Source organism: Pseudomonas putida (assembly GCF_002025705.1).
GTDB classification, from domain to species: Bacteria; Pseudomonadota; Gammaproteobacteria; order Pseudomonadales; family Pseudomonadaceae; genus Aquipseudomonas; species Aquipseudomonas putida_J.
Genome location: NZ_CP018846.1, coordinates 4,171,662 through 4,189,659, shown reverse-complemented (window position 1 = coordinate 4,189,659; position 17,998 = coordinate 4,171,662). Strand labels below are relative to the sequence as shown.

15 protein-coding genes and 6 tRNA genes are annotated in these 17,998 nt (G+C 61.4%); 18 read left to right on the top strand and 3 right to left on the bottom strand.

Annotation, left to right across the window (positions count from 1 at the left end):
• The first annotated feature begins 419 nt into the window (after positions 1-419).
• The 7 genes from BUQ73_RS18820 to astE all read left to right on the top strand — a co-directional run bounded on the left by BUQ73_RS18820 (position 420) and on the right by astE (position 8,054).
• On the top strand, positions 420-1,640 hold the full coding sequence (locus tag BUQ73_RS18820; protein WP_079229202.1) for an aspartate aminotransferase family protein: 1,221 nt from the start codon (positions 420-422) through the stop codon (positions 1,638-1,640).
• A 126-nt stretch (positions 1,641-1,766) separates the two neighbouring features.
• Positions 1,767-2,786, top strand: a complete 1,020-nt coding sequence (gene aruF / locus BUQ73_RS18815; protein WP_027921093.1) for an arginine/ornithine succinyltransferase subunit alpha — start codon at positions 1,767-1,769, stop codon at positions 2,784-2,786.
• A gap of 79 nt (positions 2,787-2,865) precedes the next feature.
• The gene (gene astA, locus BUQ73_RS18810; RefSeq protein WP_079229201.1) at positions 2,866-3,894 is read left to right on the top strand and encodes an arginine N-succinyltransferase; all 1,029 of its coding nucleotides are present in this window, start codon (positions 2,866-2,868) and stop codon (positions 3,892-3,894) included.
• On the top strand, positions 3,895-5,358 hold the full coding sequence (astD, locus tag BUQ73_RS18805) for a succinylglutamate-semialdehyde dehydrogenase (protein WP_079229200.1): 1,464 nt from the start codon (positions 3,895-3,897) through the stop codon (positions 5,356-5,358). It abuts the gene before it with no gap.
• Between the two features lie 23 nt (positions 5,359-5,381).
• Complete coding sequence (astB, locus tag BUQ73_RS18800; protein ID WP_079229199.1) at positions 5,382-6,731, top strand: N-succinylarginine dihydrolase; 1,350 nt, start codon at positions 5,382-5,384, stop codon at positions 6,729-6,731.
• A gap of 14 nt (positions 6,732-6,745) precedes the next feature.
• Complete coding sequence (locus BUQ73_RS18795) at positions 6,746-7,036, top strand: hypothetical protein (protein WP_027921097.1); 291 nt, start codon at positions 6,746-6,748, stop codon at positions 7,034-7,036.
• 10 nt (positions 7,037-7,046) lie between these two features.
• Positions 7,047-8,054 (top strand): succinylglutamate desuccinylase, encoded by a 1,008-nt coding sequence (gene astE, locus BUQ73_RS18790; protein ID WP_079229198.1) that lies wholly within the window; start codon positions 7,047-7,049, stop codon positions 8,052-8,054.
• Positions 8,055-8,057: 3 nt separating this feature from the next.
• On the opposite strand, the gene BUQ73_RS18785 is transcribed toward astE, so the two are convergent.
• Positions 8,058-8,891, bottom strand: coding sequence for a hypothetical protein (locus BUQ73_RS18785; protein ID WP_152031578.1), 834 nt, complete (start codon positions 8,889-8,891; stop codon positions 8,058-8,060).
• A gap of 388 nt (positions 8,892-9,279) precedes the next feature.
• Between BUQ73_RS18785 and alaS the strand changes: the two genes are divergently transcribed.
• The 9 genes from alaS (at position 9,280) to mgtE (ending at position 16,189) form a co-directional block, all read left to right on the top strand.
• Positions 9,280-11,904 carry an alanine--tRNA ligase gene (alaS, locus tag BUQ73_RS18780; protein WP_079229196.1) on the top strand — a complete coding sequence of 875 codons (2,625 nt, stop codon included), beginning with the start codon at positions 9,280-9,282 and terminating at the stop codon, positions 11,902-11,904.
• Positions 11,905-11,989: 85 nt separating this feature from the next.
• Positions 11,990-13,225 carry an aspartate kinase gene (locus tag BUQ73_RS18775; protein WP_027921100.1) on the top strand — a complete coding sequence of 412 codons (1,236 nt, stop codon included), beginning with the start codon at positions 11,990-11,992 and terminating at the stop codon, positions 13,223-13,225.
• A gap of 167 nt (positions 13,226-13,392) precedes the next feature.
• A complete protein-coding gene (gene csrA / locus BUQ73_RS18770) occupies positions 13,393-13,581 on the top strand; it encodes a carbon storage regulator CsrA (protein WP_003254503.1) in 189 nt (62 codons plus the stop codon).
• Between the two features lie 72 nt (positions 13,582-13,653).
• A tRNA-Ser gene (locus BUQ73_RS18765) sits at positions 13,654-13,744 on the top strand.
• A 106-nt stretch (positions 13,745-13,850) separates the two neighbouring features.
• A tRNA-Arg gene (locus tag BUQ73_RS18760) sits at positions 13,851-13,927 on the top strand.
• Positions 13,928-13,999: 72 nt separating this feature from the next.
• Positions 14,000-14,076, top strand: a tRNA-Arg gene (locus BUQ73_RS18755).
• A 70-nt stretch (positions 14,077-14,146) separates the two neighbouring features.
• A tRNA-Arg gene (locus BUQ73_RS18750) sits at positions 14,147-14,223 on the top strand.
• A gap of 70 nt (positions 14,224-14,293) precedes the next feature.
• Positions 14,294-14,370: transfer RNA gene (locus BUQ73_RS18745), tRNA-Arg, on the top strand.
• Between the two features lie 376 nt (positions 14,371-14,746).
• Positions 14,747-16,189, top strand: coding sequence for a magnesium transporter (gene mgtE, locus BUQ73_RS18740; protein WP_027921101.1), 1,443 nt, complete (start codon positions 14,747-14,749; stop codon positions 16,187-16,189).
• Positions 16,190-16,382: 193 nt separating this feature from the next.
• On the opposite strand, the gene BUQ73_RS18735 is transcribed toward mgtE, so the two are convergent.
• Both BUQ73_RS18735 and BUQ73_RS28510 read right to left on the bottom strand, forming a co-directional pair.
• Positions 16,383-16,709 carry an Arc family DNA-binding protein gene (locus BUQ73_RS18735; RefSeq protein ID WP_003254499.1) on the bottom strand — a complete coding sequence of 109 codons (327 nt, stop codon included), beginning with the start codon at positions 16,707-16,709 and terminating at the stop codon, positions 16,383-16,385.
• Positions 16,666-16,827 carry a hypothetical protein gene (locus BUQ73_RS28510; protein ID WP_192858737.1) on the bottom strand — a complete coding sequence of 54 codons (162 nt, stop codon included), beginning with the start codon at positions 16,825-16,827 and terminating at the stop codon, positions 16,666-16,668. The genes BUQ73_RS18735 and BUQ73_RS28510 overlap by 44 nt, the downstream gene beginning before the upstream one ends.
• A gap of 229 nt (positions 16,828-17,056) precedes the next feature.
• On the opposite strand from BUQ73_RS28510, the gene phnN reads away from it, so the two are divergent.
• Positions 17,057-17,644 carry a phosphonate metabolism protein/1,5-bisphosphokinase (PRPP-forming) PhnN gene (gene phnN / locus BUQ73_RS18725; RefSeq protein WP_079229194.1) on the top strand — a complete coding sequence of 196 codons (588 nt, stop codon included), beginning with the start codon at positions 17,057-17,059 and terminating at the stop codon, positions 17,642-17,644.
• 127 nt (positions 17,645-17,771) lie between these two features.
• Positions 17,772-17,846, top strand: a tRNA-Arg gene (locus tag BUQ73_RS18720).
• Positions 17,847-17,998 lie beyond the last annotated feature (152 nt).

Below are 17,998 nucleotides of genomic sequence, written 5' to 3'. Positions count from 1 at the left end.
TTGTTGTAACGTGCCGAACCTGTAATGCCATGGTCGCCAGCCCTGGCGCAGGTCTTGAGCCGTGCAAATCGGCTGACAATCATGGCCTCGCAGGCATGGCCACGTTGCAACAAATGTAGGAGCGGATTCATCCGCGATGCGCCGCGCGGGCGGCGCTCGATTTTCGCCACTACACACCAATCACGCCTTGCATCCGCTGCTACATCCATTTGCCTGTGCACACCCGTTCACCCAGCCCCCTCTCTCCCGTACACTGCGCGATTGCGACAGTGTTTGTCGCATTGCCGAAAGCCTTGGTAAAACTGGGTTTTGCGCTGTAACAAGTTGTCGCTTGGCCGCAAGGACAGGCGCGGATCAGTCCTTACAATCCCCCCATCGCTCGCCACTTCCAGGCCAGCGTTCCTCTTCAGGAGACTCAGATGTCCGTTGAGCAAGCCCCGGTGCAACGTGCCGATTTCGACCAGGTCATGGTTCCCAATTATTCTCCGGCGGCCTTCATTCCTGTACGAGGCGAGGGTTCCCGCGTCTGGGACCAGTCGGGCCGTGAGCTCATCGACTTTGCCGGCGGCATCGCGGTGAACGCCCTGGGCCACTGCCACCCGGCACTGGTCAAGGCCCTGACCGAACAGGCCAATACCCTCTGGCACGTATCCAACGTCTTCACCAACGAGCCGGCCCTGCGCCTGGCGCACAAGCTGGTCGACGCCACCTTTGCCGACCGTGCGTTCTTCTGCAACTCCGGCGCCGAGTCCAACGAAGCCGCCTTCAAGCTGGCCCGTCGCGTCGCCCATGACCGCTTCGGCCCTGAGAAGCACGAAATCATCGCCACCGTGAACAGCTTCCACGGTCGCACCCTGTTCACCGTCAGCGTCGGTGGCCAGCCGAAGTACTCCGACGGCTTCGGCCCGAAGATTACCGGCATCAGCCACGTGCCCTACAACGACCTGGAAGCGCTGAAGGCACAGATTTCCGACAAGACCTGCGCCGTGGTGATCGAACCGATCCAGGGCGAGAGTGGTGTGGTACCGGCCGACAAGGCTTACCTGGAAGGTGCCCGCAAGCTGTGTGACGAACACAATGCCCTGCTGATCTTTGATGAAGTGCAGACTGGCGTTGGCCGTACCGGCTCGTTGTACGCCTACCAGCACTACGGTGTGACCCCGGACATCCTGACCAGCGCCAAGAGCCTGGGCGGTGGTTTCCCGATTGGCGCCATGCTGACCACCACCGACATCGCCAAGCACCTGGCCGTCGGCACCCACGGCACCACCTACGGCGGCAACCCGCTGGGCTGCGCCGTTGCCTGCGCCGTGCTGGATGTGATCAACACCCCGCAGACCCTGGCCGGCATCAAGGCCAAGCACGAGCGCTTCAAGTCCCGCCTGGAGAAGATCGGCCAGCAGTACGGCCTGTTCAGCCAGGTGCGTGGCGTCGGCCTGCTGATCGGCTGCGTACTGACCGAAGCCTGGCAGGGCAAGGCCAAGGACGTGCTCAACGCCGCTGAAAAAGAAGGCGTGATGGTGCTGCAGGCCGGCCCTGATGTGGTTCGTTTCGCGCCAAGCCTGGTGGTGGAAGATGCCGATATCGACGAAGGCCTGAACCGCTTCGAGCGCGCTGTGGCGCAACTGACCAAGGGCTGATCAGCCTGCGGTCGCTTCACCGATCCGTCGGGGGTCGGTGAAGCTCGAATTCCAGTGCGGGTGCCGTTGCGCCCGCCGTTTTTCCGTGCCGTCCTGGATGGCCCGTTTTTCCAAAGGAGTGACACCATGCTGGTGATGCGCCCCGCGCAAATGGCTGATCTGAACGAAGTGCAGCGCATGGCTGCCGACAGCCCCGTTGGTGTCACCTCGCTGCCGGACGATGCCGCCCGCCTGGGCGACAAGATTGCCGCGTCGGAAACCTCCTTCGCTGCTGAAGTCAGTTTCAACGGTGAAGAGAGCTACTTTTTCGTACTTGAAGACAGCGACACCGGCAAGCTTGCCGGCTGCTCGGCCATTGTCGCCTCGGCCGGCTACTCCGAGCCGTTCTACAGCTTTCGCAACGAGACCTTCGTGCACGCCTCGCGCGAGCTGAAGATCCACAACAAGATCCATGTCCTGTCGCTGTGCCACGACCTCACCGGCAACAGCCTGCTGACCAGTTTCTATGTGTTGCCGGAACTGGTGAACAGTGGTTGGGCCGAGCTAAACTCCCGTGGCCGCCTGTTGTTCATGGCCTCGCACCCGGAGCGCTTCGCCGATTCGGTGGTCACCGAAATCGTCGGCTACAGCGACGAGCAGGGCGAGTCGCCGTTCTGGGACGCCATCGGTCGCAACTTCTTCGACCTCAACTATGCCCACGCCGAGCGCCTGTGCGGCCTGAAGAGCCGCACCTTCCTCGCCGAACTGATGCCGCATTACCCGATCTACGTGCCGCTGCTGCCCGACGAGGCCCAGGAAGCCATGGGCCAGGTGCACCCGCGGGCGCAGATCACCTTTGACATCCTCATGCGCGAAGGCTTCGAGACCGAGCACTACATCGACATCTTCGATGGCGGGCCGACCCTGCACGCGCGTGCCTCGGGCATCCGCTCGATCGCCCAGAGCCGCGTGGTGCCGGTCAAGGTGGACGATACCCCGGTCAAGGGCGGGCGCCCGTACCTGGTGTGCAACGGCCAGTTGCAGGACTACCGCGCAGTGTTGCTGGAGCTGGACTGGGTGCCGGGCAAGCCGGTCAGCCTGAGCAGCAAGGCGGCCGAGGCTCTGGGGGTAGGCGAAGGCGCCAGCGTGCGCCTGGTCGCCGCCTGAGCGAACGCACGCAAACCGCAACAGCAGGCAGGTATAGAGAGTCATGCGGCAGGCACAGGCCGCCGCACAAGGAGATAGCATGATCGTTCGTCCTGTACGCAGCAGCGATTTACCCGCGCTGATCGAGTTGGCCCGCAGTACCGGTACCACCGGGCTGACCACCCTGCCAGCCAACGAGGAGCGCCTTGGCCACCGTGTCGGCTGGGCCGAGAAGAGCTTCCGTGGCGAAGCCGAGCGTGGCGACACCGATTACCTGTTCGTGCTTGAGAACGATGAAGGCCTGGTGGTCGGCATCAGTGCCATCGCCGGGGCCGTGGGCCTGCGGGAGCCCTGGTACAACTACCGGGTCGGCCTGACGGTCAGCGCCTCTCAGGAGCTGAAGATCTATCGCGAAATCCCCACGCTGTTCCTGGCCAACGACCTGACCGGCAATTCCGAACTGTGCTCGCTGTTCCTGCGCAGCGACTATCGCTCCGGGCTCAACGGCCGCTTGCTGTCGCGTGCGCGCATGCTGTTCATTGCAGAGTTCCCTGAACTGTTCGGTAACAAGATCATCGCTGAAATGCGCGGCATGTCCGATGAGCAGGGCCGTTCGCCGTTCTGGGAAAGCCTGGGTCGGCACTTCTTCAAGATGGAGTTCAGCCAGGCCGACTACCTCACCGGGGTGGGCAACAAGTCGTTCATCGCCGAGCTGATGCCCAAGTTTCCGCTTTACACCTGCTTCCTGTCCGAAGCTGCGCGCAATGTCATCGGCCGCGTACACACCGACACCGAGCCTGCGCTGGCGATGCTCAAGCAGGAAGGCTTCAGCTACCAGGGCTACGTCGATATCTTCGACGCCGGCCCGGCCATCGAATGCGAGACCTCGAAGATCCGCGCCGTGCGCGACAGCGAGACCCTGGTGCTGGCCGTGGGCACGCCAGGCGATGACGCTACCCCTTACATCATCCACAACCGCAAGCGCGACGATTGCCGCATCACCGCTGCGCCCGCTCGCCTGGCCGCCGGCACCCTGGTGGTCGACCCGCAGACCGCCAAGCGCCTGCGCATGGGCGCCGGCGACAATGTGCGCGCCGTGCCGCTGTCGGCAAGCCGGGAGGCCCAGTAAATGACCACGCATTACATCGCAGGCAACTGGCTGGCTGGCAAGGGCAAAGCCCTGCAGTCACTCAATCCGGTGACTCAGGCGGTTGTCTGGCAAGGGCAGGGCGCCGATGCCGGCCAGGTCGACGCAGCCATCAAGGCTGCCCGCCAGGCATTCCCGGCCTGGGCGCAGCTGAGCCTGGAAGCGCGTATCGACGTGCTGGAGAAATTCGCCGAGCAACTGAAGCAACATGCCGAGGCGTTGGCACACTGCATCGGTGAGGAAACTGGCAAGCCGTTGTGGGAATCGGCCACGGAAGTGACCAGCATGGTCAACAAGGTGGCGATTTCGGTGCAGAGCTACCGCGAGCGCACTGGCGAGAAGAGCGGCCCGCTGGCCGATGCCACGGCCGTGCTGCGGCACAAGCCCCATGGTGTGGTGGCGGTGTTCGGCCCCTACAACTTCCCCGGGCACTTGCCCAATGGCCATATCGTCCCGGCGCTGCTGGCAGGTAACTGCGTGGTGTTCAAGCCCAGTGAGCTGACCCCCAAGGTCGCCGAGCTGACGGTCAATTGCTGGATCGCCGCGGGCCTGCCGGCCGGTGTGCTCAACCTGGTTCAGGGGGCGCGTGAAACTGGCGTGGCACTGGCTGCCAACCCGGGTATCGACGGCCTGTTCTTCACCGGTTCCAGTCGCACCGGCAACTTGCTGCACCAACAGTTTGCCGGGCGCCCGGACAAGATCCTCGCCCTGGAAATGGGCGGCAACAACCCGCTGGTGGTAGATGAGGTCAAGGACCTCGACGCCGCGGTGTATACCATCATCCAGTCGGCGTTCATCTCTGCCGGCCAGCGCTGCACTTGTGCGCGCCGCCTGCTGGTGCCGCAGGGGCCCTGGGGTGATGCGCTGGTCGCCCGGCTGGTCGAGGTGTGCCAGAGCATTACGGTCGGTGCTTTCGATCAGCAGCCGGCGCCATTCATGGGCTCGGTGATCTCCTTGCAGGCGGCGCAGGCACTGATCGCAGCCCAGGCCGAACTGCTGGCCAAGGGCGCCGTGAAACTGTTGGCAATGACCCAGCCCCAGGCCGACGCCGCGCTGCTGACGCCTGGCATTCTCGATGTCACCGCCGTGGCCGAACGCCCGGACGAAGAGTTCTTCGGCCCGCTGCTGCAAGTGATCCGCTACGCCGATTTCGATGCTGCCATCGACGAGGCCAACAACACCCAGTACGGCCTGGCTGCTGGCCTGTTGTCCGATTCCCGTGCCCGCTACCAGTACTTCTGGCTGCGCAGCCGCGCCGGCATCGTCAACTGGAACAAGCAGCTGACCGGCGCTGCCAGCAGTGCACCGTTCGGCGGTGTGGGCGCCAGTGGCAACCACCGTGCCAGCGCCTATTACGCAGCCGATTACTGCGCTTACCCCGTAGCTTCGCTGGAGACCGCCAGCCTTGCCTTGCCGGCGACCCTGACGCCGGGCGTCACCCTATAACAACAGGTCACGGAGCCTAGCCGATGAAATCCTATGAAGTGAATTTTGATGGCCTGGTGGGGCCTACCCACAACTACGGCGGCCTGTCCTACGGTAACGTGGCTTCGCAAAGCAACAGCCAGCAAGGCTCCAACCCGCGTGAAGCTGCGCGCCAGGGCCTGGCCAAAATGAAAGCGCTGGCCGACATGGGCTTCAAGCAGGGTGTGCTGGCGCCACAGGAGCGCCCTGACGTGGCCGCCCTGCGCCGCCTGGGCTTCGGCGGCAGCGATGCCGAGGTGATCCAGCGTGCCGCCAAGGAGGCCATGCCGTTGCTGGTCGCCAGTTGCTCGGCCTCGAGCATGTGGGTGGCCAATGCCGCCACTGTCAGCCCGAGTGCCGACACCGCCGATGGCCGCGTGCACTTCACCGCCGCCAACCTCAACTGCAAGTACCACCGCAGCATCGAGCACCCGACCACCAGCCGCGTGCTGGCGGCGATGTTCAACAACGAGAAACACTTTGCCCACCACGAAGCACTGCCTGCCGTGGCACAGTTCGGTGACGAGGGCGCGGCCAACCACACGCGCTTCTGCCGTGAATACGGCGAAGCCGGGGTGGAGTTCTTCGTTTATGGCCGCAGTGCCTTCGACAGCCGTTACCCGGCACCGCAGAAGTACCCGGCGCGGCAGACCCTGGAGGCCTCGCAGGCCGTGGCCAGGCTGCATGGGCTGAGCGATGACGGTGTGGTCTACGCTCAACAGAACCCTGCGGTAATCGACCAGGGCGTGTTCCACAACGATGTGATTTCGGTCGGTAACGGTGAAGTACTGTTCTACCACGAGGACGCTTTCCTCGAGACTGACGCGGTGCTTGGTCAACTGCAGGCTAAACTGGCCAGCAAGGGTGGCAACTTCCAGGCCATCCGTGTGCCACGCGCGGCGGTAGCGGTAGAGGATGCGGTGCGTTCCTACCTGTTCAACAGCCAGCTGCTCAGCCGTGACGATGGTTCGATGCTGCTGGTGGTGCCGGAAGAGTGCCGCAACAACGAGCGGGTCTGGGCCTACCTCGGCCAGCTGACCGCCCAGGGTGGTGCGGTGAAGGAGGTCAAGGTGTTCGACCTCAAGCAGAGCATGCAGAACGGCGGTGGCCCGGCTTGCCTGCGTTTGCGCGTGGCATTGAAGGAATCGGAACTGGCGGCGGTCAATCCAGGCGTTATCATGACCGCCCCGCTGTACGACACCCTGGTGCAGTGGGTCGACAAGCACTACCGCGATCGCCTTGGCGAAGCCGACCTTGCCGACCCGCAGCTGCTGCTGGAATGCCGTACCGCGCTGGATGAATTGACCCAGATCCTGAAGTTGGGCTCGGTGTACCCGTTCCAACGCCAACCTTGAAGAGAGAATTTGCAATGACCGACGCCCTGCGCCTGATCCTCGAAGATGTAGACGGCACCCAGCTGGAAACCTCCTGCACCCGTTTTGCCATTGTCTGGCAAGGCAAGGAAGTGTGGGTTCAGCAAGATGGCCGTGGCCAGCTGCTGATCGGCGTGGATGTCGAGGAAGGCGATGCTGAATACGCCAACCTGCTGCTGCGCCCGATGGCCACCAACCTGGTCAGCCTGCAGCTGGAAATGGAGCCGGCAGAGGTTGGCGAAGATGACGATCACGTCCATGGCCCCGACTGCGGCCACCACCACTAAGGAAGCGCCTATGCTCGCCCTTGGCAAATTGCTCGAGCTGACCCTGACCGATCACGAGCCGGCCGAGAAGACTCAAGTGACACCCAAGGGCGTGCGGTTGCGCTGGCTGGGGGAGGGCGCACTGGAGGTGCGCCCACCTGAAGGCGAGGATTGTGGGCTGGACCTGCTGCTGTCGGCCGGCATACACGGCAACGAGACGGCACCGATCGAACTGCTCGAAAGGCTGCTGCATGGCGTTGCCAATGGCAAGGTCAAGCCGCGCGCGCGCATACTGTTCCTGTTCGGTAACCCGGTAGCCATCCGCAAGGGCGAGCGTTTCGTCGAGCAGGATATCAACCGCCTGTTCAACGGTCGCCACGAGCTCTCCAGTGGTTTCGAGGCATTGCGTGCGGCCGAGCTGGAGCAGTTCGCTCGGGTATTCTTCAGCAAGCCGGAACGCACCCGCCTGCACTACGACCTGCATACTGCCATCCGCGGCTCGAAGATCGAGCAATTTGCCCTGTACCCTTATAAAGAGGGGCGCAAGCATTCCCGTCGCGAGCTGGCCCGCCTGGCGGCAGCCGGCATGGAGGCGGTGCTGCTGCAGAGCAAGTCGTCGATCACCTTCAGTGCCTTCACCTACGAACAGCTGGATGCCGAGGCATTTACCCTGGAACTCGGCAAGGCCCGGCCGTTCGGGCAGAACGAGCAGGTCAACCTCGACAGGCTCGAAGAGCGCCTGATTCGTATCATTGAGGATACCGAGCCCGAGATCGACGGCTCGCTGGATGGCCTGAAGCTGTTCAGCGTAGCGCGCGAGATCATCAAGCACAGTGACAGCTTCCACCTGCACCTGCCGGCGGACATCGAGAACTTCTCCGAGCTGAGCAAGGGTTACCTGCTGGCCGAGGACCTGGCAGAGATGCGCTGGGTGGTCGAGGAGGAGGGGGCGCGGATCATTTTCCCCAACCCCAGGGTCAAGAATGGCCTCAGGGCGGGGATTCTCATCGTGCCGGACACGGGGCGCGGTCTGGCCTGATCATCAATCGGCTGGCGTCGGCACGAGCATGTCCGGGGCGAGGGCCTCATACGCCTGTTGCAGCATCCTTGCCAGCGTGGTCAGGCCATCGAGGCCCTCTGCGCTGTAAGGGTCGTAAAGAATCACGGTGTAGTGGCCGGGCAGCAGGTGGGCATATTTGGCGGGGATCACTCGCTGCAGATCGAACCCAGGGCCTAGCTGCGTTGGGCCGGCGTGGCACTGCATGATCACGATATCGGGCACGCTGGCGAACTGTTTGCGCGCCATTTGCAGTTGTCGGTTGAGCGCCGGATAACCAGGCAGCAGCGCCAGTTGCTCAAGCACGCGGGCCTGGAACTGTGGTGTGCCGTAAAGGAACAGGTGGTCGATCGCCGTGACTTCGAATCGCCGGTCCGGGCTTGCGTTACCATCCACGTACAAGGGGACGGTAATGCTTTCGGTAATACCTGCTGGAGCCTCTGCTCCTGAAAACAGCAAGTGCAGGCGCTGATCTGCGGAGCTTTGTCGGATCGCGAAGGACTTGCCCGCGACTTCCAGCTCAAGGTCACTGTCGTGGTTCAGCTTCACGTCGATGGTGTTCAGCCAGATCAGTATTTCATCAGTGCGGCCGACGACCACGTTGTCGTCCATCGCTTCAATCAGCCGGCGCTGAATGTGGATGTTCGGCTCGCGATGCAGGTCGAACAGTTCGTAGTTAAAGTAGACCCGCGACTGGGTCAGCTCTGACGAAGCCAGGTCGTCATAGCCAATCGCCTCGTCCAGTTCGCCGAATGCGACCGCCTTGCCTTTCTCGTTGCCGAGCACAATTTGTGGGGTTGTTGAGGTTGTCATGGGCATGGCCTTTCGTAAGTGGGGCGGCCAGACTAGGTCGTTGCGGGGTACGCAAGGCGCTATACATCTAGCCCATGACAAGCAGCAGTGGTGTTACGTGGGCCTGCTGATCGCCCGGCTGGTGCCTGCTGGCCCCAGATGAAAACCTTTTAACTCACCGTCTGTTCCATTTCTCCTTCCCTTGAGCGGTAATGGACTTGCCAGTGGCGAAAGGCAGCATTTAGCATCCGGTCATGCCATTTTCGTTTGCAAGCGTCTCAAAACCCGTCCAAACGACGTTTTCTAACGCATAAACACACTGCACCTTGCTTGCAGGACCGATATAATGCGGCCCTTTGCCGTCGTTTCGTCGACGTGTTTGCCCCCAAGGGCCGCCGTTTCCGTGGAAGAACCTATGAAAAGCGCAGAAATCCGTGAAGCCTTCCTTCGCTTCTTCGAAGAGCAGGGCCATACCCGAGTCGCCTCCAGTTCGCTGATCCCGAACAACGACCCGACCCTGCTGTTCACCAACGCTGGCATGAACCAGTTCAAGGACTGCTTCCTCGGTGCCGAGAAGCGTGCCTACACCCGCGCAGTCAGCAGCCAGAAGTGCGTGCGTGCCGGTGGCAAGCACAACGACTTGGAAAACGTCGGCTATACCGCGCGTCACCACACCTTCTTCGAAATGCTGGGCAACTTCAGCTTCGGTGACTACTTCAAGCGCGACGCAATCACCTTCGCCTGGACCTTCCTGACCTCCGACCAGTGGCTGAACCTGCCCAAGGAAAAGCTCTGGGTCACCGTCTACGCCTCTGACGACGAAGCCTACGACATCTGGACCAAGGAAGTCGGCGTGCCGGCCGAGCGCATGGTGCGCATCGGCGACAACAAAGGCGCCCCATACGCCTCCGACAACTTCTGGACCATGGGCGACACCGGCCCGTGCGGCCCGTGCACCGAGATCTTCTACGACCACGGCGCCGACATCTGGGGCGGCCCACCCGGCTCGCCGGAAGAAGACGGCGATCGCTACATCGAGATCTGGAACAACGTCTTCATGCAGTTCAACCGCACTGCCGATGGCGTGCTGCACCCGCTGCCAGCACCGTCGGTAGATACCGGCATGGGCCTGGAGCGCATCAGTGCGGTCATGCAGCACGTGCACTCCAACTACGAGATCGACCTGTTCCAGAACCTGTTGTCTGCCGCGGCCAAGGCCATCGGTTGCAGCAATGACGGTCAGGCATCGCTGAAAGTGGTTGCCGACCACATCCGTTCCTGCGGTTTCCTGATTGCGGACGGCGTGCTGCCGTCCAACGAAGGCCGTGGCTACGTCCTGCGCCGCATCATTCGCCGCGCTTGCCGCCACGGCAACAAGCTGGGCGCCAAGGGCAGCTTCTTCTACCAGATCGTCGCTGCCCTGGCCGCCGAGATGGGCGAGGCCTTCCCTGAGCTGAAGAACCAGCAGGCGCACATCGAGCGTGTGCTCAAGGCTGAAGAAGAGCAGTTCGCCAAGACCCTGGAGCAGGGCCTGCGCATCCTCGAGCAGGACCTGGCGCAGCTCAAGGGCGACGTGGTCCCGGGCGACGTGGTGTTCAAGCTGTACGACACCTACGGCTTCCCGATGGACCTCACCGCCGACATCGCCCGTGAGCGCGAGCTGACCATCGACGAAGCCGGCTTCGAGCGTGAAATGGAAGCCCAGCGCGAGCGTGCCCGTTCCGCCAGCAGCTTCGGCATGGATTACAACAGCCTGGTCAAGGTCGACAGCGCCACCGAGTTCCTCGGTTATGACGCCACCGAAGGCCAGGGCAAGATCATCGCCCTGTACAAGGACGGCCAGTCCGTCGATCAGCTGGGTGAAGGCGAGCAGGGCGTCGTGGTCCTCGATCGCACGCCGTTCTACGCCGAATCCGGCGGCCAGGTTGGTGACAGCGGCTTCCTGCAGGCCGGCGCTGCACGCTTCGACGTGCGCGACACCACCAAGACCGGCGGTGCCTTCCTGCACCACGGCGTGGTCGCCAGCGGTGCACTGGTCATCGGCTCGCCAGTCGAGGCCAAGGTCGATGCCGACGTGCAGCACGCCACCTCGCTGAACCACTCGGCCACTCACCTGCTGCACGAAGCGCTGCGCCAGGTCCTGGGTGAGCACGTGCAGCAGAAGGGCTCGCTGGTCGACAGCCAGCGCCTGCGTTTCGACTTCAGCCACTTCGAAGCGGTAACGCCTGCGCAGATCAAGGCCCTGGAAGACATCGTCAACCGTGAAGTGCGCAAGAACACCCCGGTTGAAACCGAGCTGACCGATATCGAAACCGCCAAGGCCAAGGGTGCCATGGCCCTGTTCGGCGAGAAGTACGGTGATACCGTGCGCGTGCTGAGCATGGGCGGCGACTTCTCCGTCGAGCTGTGCGGTGGTATCCACGCCAAGCGCACCGGCGATATCAGCCTGTTCAAGATCATCAGCGAAGGCGGCGTGGCCTCGGGCGTACGCCGTATCGAAGCGGTTACCGGTGCCGCTGCACTGGCCTACCTGAACGCTGCCGAAGAGCAGGTCAAGGAAGCCGCGCAGCTGGTCAAGGGCAACCGTGACAACCTGATCGACAAGCTGTCGGCTGTGCTTGAGCGCAACCGCCAGCTGGAAAAGCAGCTCGAGCAGCTGCAGGCCAAGGCCGCCAGCGCCGCCGGGGACGATCTCTCCAATGCGGCCGTTGAGGTCAAGGGCGCCAAGGTGCTTGCTGCCCGCCTGGATGGGCAGGATGGCAAGGCCCTGCTGGCCCTGGTCGATCAGCTGAAGAACAAGCTCGGCCACGCAGTGATCCTGCTGGGCAGCGAGCATGAGGGCAAGGTCGTGCTGGTGGCCGGCGTGACCAAAGACCTCTCCAGCCAACTCAAGGCTGGTGACCTGATGAAACAAGCCGCTGCGGCAGTGGGTGGCAAGGGCGGTGGCCGTCCGGACATGGCCCAGGGTGGTGGCGTCGACGTCGCTGCACTGGACCAGGCCCTGGCGCTGGCCGTGCCGTTCGCAGAGCAGGGACTTTGAGATGAAGGGGCGGCTGGTCTAGTCATCTGCCCCTTCATGTTGGATGGTTTTTTTGAGGCCCGGTATGGGCTGAGGCACCATTGAAATGGCGTTGATCGTACAGAAATTTGGCGGCACCTCTGTCGGTTCCATCGAGCGGATCGAGCAGGTAGCCGAAAAGGTCAAGAAACACCGTGAAGCGGGCGACGACCTGGTGGTTGTGCTGTCGGCCATGAGCGGTGAAACCAATCGCCTGATCGACCTGGCCAAGCAGATCACCGATCAGCCGGTTCCGCGTGAGCTGGATGTGATCGTGTCGACCGGTGAGCAGGTCACCATTGCCCTGCTGACCATGGCCTTGATCAAGCGCGGTGTGCCAGCGGTGTCCTACACCGGCAACCAGGTGCGCATCCTCACCGACAGCGCGCACAACAAGGCGCGCATCCTGCAGATCGATGACCAGAAGATCCGTGCCGACCTCAAGGAAGGTCGCGTGGTCGTGGTGGCCGGTTTCCAGGGTGTCGACGAGCACGGCAGCATCACCACCCTCGGCCGTGGTGGCTCCGACACCACCGGCGTGGCCCTGGCGGCTGCGCTCAAGGCTGACGAGTGCCAGATCTACACCGACGTCGATGGCGTCTACACCACCGACCCGCGCGTCGTGCCGCAGGCCCGCCGCCTGGAGAAGATCACCTTCGAAGAGATGCTGGAAATGGCCAGCCTCGGTTCCAAGGTGCTGCAGATCCGCTCGGTGGAGTTCGCCGGCAAGTACAACGTTCCGCTGCGCGTGCTGCACAGCTTCAAGGAGGGTCCAGGTACCCTCATTACCATTGATGAAGAGGAATCCATGGAACAGCCGATCATTTCCGGTATCGCCTTCAACCGTGATGAGGCCAAGCTGACCATTCGTGGCGTGCCGGACACCCCGGGCGTTGCCTTCAAGATCCTCGGCCCGATCAGCGCTTCTAACATCGAAGTGGACATGATCGTGCAGAACGTTTCGCACGATAACACCACCGACTTCACCTTCACCGTGCACCGCAACGAGTACGAGAAGGCCTACAGCGTGCTGGAAAACACCGCACGTGAAATCGGTGCCCGTGAAGTGATCGGCGACACCAAGATCGCCAAGGTGTCGATCGTCGGTGTTGGCATGCGCTCCCACGCGGGCGTTGCCAGCCGCATGTTCGAAGCCCTGGCCAAGGAGAGCATCAACATTCAGATGATCTCCACGTCCGAAATCAAGGTCTCGGTGGTTATCGAAGAGAAGTACCTGGAGCTGGCCGTTCGCGCGCTGCACACCGCGTTCGAACTCGACGCTCCTGCCCGACAGGGCGAGTAAGGCCTTGCCTGGAGGGCGCGGCTTAGCCGCGCCCTTCGCGTTTCTGGTCGCCACGCAGGCCCTGTCCTGCCGGCGGGGCGATCATCCAGGCCCTGTGCCGTGGTCCACGGCAAGGCCCTGACATCCCAAGACTGTAATCCCTGAATGTTTTGCGTAAGGAGAAAGCTATGTTGATTCTGACTCGTCGGTGCGCCGAGAGCCTGATCATTGGAGACGGCGAGATCACCGTGACGGTGCTCGGCGTCAAAGGCAACCAGGTGCGTATTGGCGTCAGCGCCCCGAAGGAAGTGGCTGTTCACCGCGAGGAAATCTACCTGCGGATCAAGAAGGAGAAGGATGAAGAGCCAAGCCTTTAATTTTTTTGAAGTTTTTTTCAAAAAAAGGGTTGCAAAGGTGAAAGAGGTTCTTTAATATTCGCCTCGTGTTGCGGTGAGGTGGCCGAGTGGCCGAAGGCGCTCCCCTGCTAAGGGAGTATACCTCATAAGGGTATCGGGGGTTCGAATCCCCCCTTCACCGCCATTATTTGCGTAGGGCGCTGTAAACGGTAAGAACGCTAAGTCGTTGAAGTTAAACGAAAAAGTTCTTGCAAAAATGTTTCAGCGAACTATCATGCGCGGCAAGACACGGACTCATAGCTCAGCTGGATAGAGTACTCGGCTACGAACCGAGCGGTCGCAGGTTCGAATCCTGCTGAGTCCGCCACTTTTGAAGTGGCTTTGCTTTCAAAGCTGCTTCAAACCACCAGTGGTAATCTGGTCTAAAACTACCAATGACGGACTCATAGCTCAGCTGGATAGAGTACTCGGCTACGAACCGAGCGGTCGCAGGTTCGAATCCTGCTGAGTCCGCCACTTTTGAAGTGGCTTTGCTTGCAAAGTTGTTTCGCCCGCCAGCGGTATCTGGTTTAAAACTGCCAACCACGGACTCATAGCTCAGCTGGATAGAGTACTCGGCTACGAACCGAGCGGTCGCAGGTTCGAATCCTGCTGAGTCCGCCACTTTTGAAGTGGCTATGCTTGCAAAGTCGCTTCACCCACCAGTGGTAATCTGGTCTAAAACTACCACCACGGACTCATAGCTCAGCTGGATAGAGTACTCGGCTACGAACCGAGCGGTCGCAGGTTCGAATCCTGCTGAGTCCGCCACACAATCAAGAAGCCCGCTCAATTGAGCGGGCTTTTTGTTTTCTGTTTCACTGCTTTGTCAGTGATGCCTACTAGACTGCACAGAAACCAGCCCGACAGACTTTTGCGCGGCGCATGTGTTTTTAATTGCGCGTCTGCCGTCGCACTGATGGCTTCGAGCGTTGTCCCAGCTTTATCACGCAAACGATTGTTCTGGCCAAAATTTTAAGCGATCTGGCAGCTAAGGCAGTGTATGATTGCGCCCGTCAGCCCCGCCGGGGCTTGTGGAAAACCACCATGGACTTACCCAGTAGTTACTCCCTAACAAGATTCATACAGCTAGATCTGACTGATTGATTCTCCCGGCGTGCTCCGCTGCTGGGAGTGGAGTTCGCCTATGACTGAAGTAGAAGTAAAGAAAGCTCAAGAGAGCCTGCAGGATCGCCTGGCCCAGGTGGTCGAACTGTTGCAGCGCCAACGCGTGGTAGAAGACCTGACTCATCGTCAGGAAGGTCAGCACAATGACCTGGTGGAAAACCTCGTCCACCGCCAGAATCTGGTCGAGTTGCAGCGCAAGCTCGACGACCTGCACCCAGCAGACATCGCCTACATCCTCGAAGCCTTGCCCCTGCAGGACCGCCTGACGGTCTGGCAGCTGGTGCGCTCGGATCGCGATGGCGACATCCTCCTCGAAGTTTCCGACTCTGTTCGTCAATCGCTGATCGCCGACATGGACGATCACGAGATCCTGGCTGCGGCCAAGGAAATGGACGCCGACGAACTGGCAGACCTTGCGCCAGAGCTGCCGCGTGACGTGGTTCACGAGCTGATGGAAAGCCTCGATGCCCAGCAGCGCGAGCGTGTGCGCTCGGCACTGAGCTACGACGAGGAGCAGGTCGGTGCGCTGATGGACTTCGAGATGGTCACCATCCGCGAAGACGTCAGCCTGGAAGTGGTACTGCGTTACCTGCGCCGTCTGAAAGAGCTGCCCAACCATACCGACAAACTGTTTGTGGTCGACTATGAGGGCATCCTCAAGGGTGTGCTGCCGATCAAGCGCCTGCTGGTCAACGATCCGGAGAAGAAAGTGGCGGAGGTCATGGCAACCGACCCCGTGTCTTTCCACCCTGAGGAAGATGCCTACGACGCTGCTCAGGCCTTCGAACGTTATGACCTGGTGTCGGCGCCCGTGGTGGACAAGAGTGATCGCCTGATCGGCCGTCTGACCATCGACGAAATGGTCGACCTGATCCGTGAGGAAAGCGAAAGCGAAGTCCTCAACATGGCGGGTCTGCGTGAGGAGGAAGATATCTTCGCCTCGGTCTGGCGCTCGCTGCGCAACCGCTGGGCGTGGCTGGCGATCAACCTGATTACCGCCTTCGTCGCCTCGCGGGTGATCGGCCTGTTCGAAGGTTCGATCGAGAAGCTGGTGGCGCTGGCTGCGCTGATGCCCATCGTTGCCGGTATTGGCGGCAACTCGGGTAACCAGACCATTACCATGATTGTCCGTGCCATGGCGCTGGATCAGGTATCGCCAGGCAATACCAGCCGGCTGATGCGCAAGGAGTTGGCGGTAGGGCTGCTCAATGGCCTGATCTGGGGTGGGGTGATTGGTGCGGTAGCGTTCTGGCTCTATGGCAGCTGGTCGCTGGGCGTGGTAATGACTGCGGCGATGACCTTGAATCTGTTGCTGGCGGCATTGATGGGTGTACTCATCCCTATGACACTGACGCGCCTGGGGCGCGACCCGGCGATGGGCTCGAGCGTGATGATCACTGCCGTGACCGACAGCGGCGGCTTCTTCATCTTCCTGGGTTTGGCAACGCTCTTCCTCTTGTAGGAGTGGCCTTGCCGGGGCGCCGGACCGGTCGGAAAGGGCTGCGAAGCTGCGCTAGGATCTGTGATCCACTGCAGTATCCTGGGGCTGCTTTGCAGCCCTTTCCGACCGGTCCGGCGCCCCGGCAAGGCCGCTCCTACACACAACGAAAAAAGCCAGCTTACGCTGGCTTTTTCGTGTCTGCTTGCTGCCGGCCTCAGGAGGCGTCGGCGGCCATTTCCACATCGTGAGCGATGAGGGCCACCAGTGCATTCTGCTGGCGGTGGGACAGCTGGCGGAAACGTTGCAGGAGCTCACGCTCGTGCAGCGACAGCTCCGGGCTGTCCAGGCGCATGCTCAGCTCGTCGCCCAGCGCGCCTTCCTGGATAAGGCTCTGCTCCAGGCGCGCGATGATCTCGGAGTTCATGCTGCGGTGATGGTTGCGCGCTACCTCGGCAATGCGCTCACGCATCCCGTCTGGCAGGCGGACGACGAACTTGTCAGCGGTGCGGCTCGAATAAATAGCCTGTTTCATTGGGCGCATATAAATTGACCGGATTTACTGGTTCAGGGGAAGCGGTTCTCAAATTGGCCGCACGGAGTGGAAGTACGACCGTGGCGACGACAAAATGTTCAACCGTCATGGAAATTTGGATGGTCATCTTGCCTCATGGTCGCCGTTTCCTTGGCGTCAATTCTGTGACAAATAGTGAGCCGGATAAAGGCTTTTTGCCAGTACCAATTATCAGAAATGAGCACTGGTTTGAAAAGTTTTGCATTATCCAGCCCTCTGCACCGTCAGCCTTTTGCCGTCAAAAACCTGTAAAACGCAGCAAAGGTTGCAGAAAACACCTAGAATGCGCGGGTTTCCTTCCATAGAGCATAGTGGCTATGCAACATGACGCAAGCGCCCGAGATGGAGCCTCAGGCCGCCTGATATTTCTGGTAGGACCATCGGGTTCGGGAAAAGATTCCCTGATCAATGCTTCTCGTGCGCAATTGTCTGCCGCAGGGGTAGAAATTGCCCGTCGGGTCATCACTCGCTCGGCCGAGGCCAAGGGTGAAGCGGCCCACGGCGTGAGCGCGGAACGCTTCGCGCAACTGCGCGAGGAGGGCGCATTCGCCATGCACTGGCGGGCCAATGGCCTGGAGTACGGGATTCCGGCCCAGGTGGATCAGTGGTTGGCGCAAGGGCGCTCGGTGCTGGTCAATGGCTCTCGGGCCTATCTGCCCGTCGCGCGGGAGCGTTACCCGAATCTGCTGGCGGTGTGCCTCGAAGTGCAACCCGAGGTGCTGCGTGAACGCTTGCTCGCCCGCGGGCGGGAAACCCCGGAGCAAGTCGACCAGCGCCTGGCGCGCAATGCCCGGCTTCAGCTGGAGGCTGCGCCGTCGGTCCACACGCTCGACAATTCAGGTGATCTGGCTGCGGCGGTTACTGCTTTGATCGAACTGTTGCGTCAGGAAAAGTTGATTGCCTGATGGCTCCCAGAAAAACCCTACGTGCAAAAAGCCCGATTCAGGCATGACAAACGGTGGCGCGCTGGTTAACATGCTCGCCGTCGCGCTAATGCTGCATTCAGCTCAGTAAAATCGCCGACGGGTTTCAGTCCCTGTAGTTTAATGGATAGAACGGGGTCCTCCTAAGACTCTGGTGCAGGTTCGATTCCTGCCGGGGACGCCATCTACGCTAAATCCCTCCCTCTGCCCCTCGTTTCCTCTGCACAAGGCCGACGTGCGCTGCGCGCCCGAGCCGGAGCTTGCTGTCATTTTATCGAGGGTCGAAGGATGCATGCCGCCACCTGCTTCAAGGCCAGCCAGGCGCTGCCTGTTGCC